General features: G+C 66.0%; 2 protein-coding genes. Both read left to right on the forward strand.

Annotated elements, in window-relative coordinates:
- Positions 1-1,188 (forward strand): molybdopterin cofactor-binding domain-containing protein (locus RMO81_RS11395; protein WP_310475998.1); only part of this gene is annotated, 1,188 nt, incomplete at its 5' end.
- Positions 1,189-1,195: 7 nt separating this feature from the next.
- A partial coding sequence (locus RMO81_RS11400; protein ID WP_310475999.1) for a molybdopterin cofactor-binding domain-containing protein occupies positions 1,196-1,549 on the forward strand: 354 nt, incomplete at its 3' end.

Genomic DNA, 1,549 nt, shown 5'->3' on the forward strand with positions numbered 1-1,549 from the left:
GCCCACGCCGCGCTGGAACCGATCAACGCCACTGCCCATGTGCAGGGCGACAAGTGCGAGCTGTGGCTTTCAACCCAAACCCCGGAAGACGCGCGCCGCATGGTGGCGCTGGCGCTGGGCCTGAAGGTGGCCGATGTCACCATCCACATGATGCGTTCGGGCGGTGGTTTTGGCCGGCGCCTGATGAATGATTTCGCCGTGGAAGCGGCCGTGATCGCCAAGGCCGCCGGCGTGCCGGTAAAGCTGACCTGGGACCGCGCCCAGGATTTCGCTCACGACTGGCTGCGCCCCGGCGGCTGGCACAAATTGGAAGCCGGGCTGGACGCCAAGGGCGACATCATCGCCTGGCACGATCATTTCATCAGCTTTGGCCGCGACGGCAAGCTGGACCCACCGGCCACCATCGATGCATCGTTGTTCCCGGCGGGCGTGGTGAAACATTATCGCGCTGATGTGACCGTGCTGCCGCTGGCTTCGCCGCTGGGCTGGCTGCGGGCGCCGATCAACAATGCCTTTGCCTTTGTGACGCAGGGCCTGATCGAGGAATGCGCGCATGCCGCCGGGCGCGATGGGCTGGAATATCGTCAGGCGCTGCTGGGCCCCGGCCGCGCCGTGCCGATGGTGGAGGAATTCAGCGGCGAAACCGGCGAAGGTGGCACTGGCACCCCCTATCACACCGGGCGTATGCGCGGCGTGCTCGACAAGGCGGCGGCCATGGCCGGGTGGGGCCGGAAGCTGGGGTCACGCAGCGGATTGGGCATTGCCTTCCACTTCAGCCATCTGGGCTATTTCGCCAATGTGGTGGAAGCCAGCGTGGGCAATGATGGCAGTGTGAAGGTGCACAAAGTGTGGGTCGCCGCCGATGTCGGCCGCCAGATCGTCAATCTTTCGGGTGCGGAAAATCAGGTGCAGGGCAGCGTGATCGATGCACTGGGCGCAGCGTTGGGCCAGCGCATCACCTTTGATGGCGGCGCGGTGGAACAGAAGAATTTCGGTGATTTCCACCTCGCCCGCATGGATATGGCCCCGGCGGTGGAAGTGGCATTCCTGCCAACGGATTTCCACACCACCGGCATGGGTGAACCGGCCTATCCCAGCCTGGCCCCAGCGCTGGCCGCCGCGATTTTTCAGGCGACGGGCAAGCGCCTGCGGGCCTTGCCGTTCGACACCAGCCAATTGACCGCGTGAGGCCCAGATGACCATCCAGCTCAGCCGCCGCAATTTCCTGTTTGCCAGCGCGGCGCTGGGCGGGGGGCTGTATCTTGGGCTGTCGCCGCAGCCGGCCGAGGCGGCAGAACCCGGCCAACTGAACGCCTGGGTGGTGATCCCTGCGTCGGGCCGCATCCGCATCATGGCCAGCAATCCGGAGGTGGGCCAGGGCATCCGCACCAGCCTGCCGATGGTGATTGCCGAGGAACTGGACGCCTCTTGGGCCGCGATCGAGATCGTGCCGACGCTGGCGGACGCCAAAATCTATGGCCGGCAGGTGGCGGGCGGATCGCAGGCCATGCCAACGCAATATGAGCCGATGCGCCGGGTGGGCGCAGGT

Source organism: Sandarakinorhabdus sp., assembly GCF_031422795.1.
In the GTDB taxonomy this organism is placed as follows: domain Bacteria; phylum Pseudomonadota; class Alphaproteobacteria; order Sphingomonadales; family Sphingomonadaceae; genus Sandarakinorhabdus.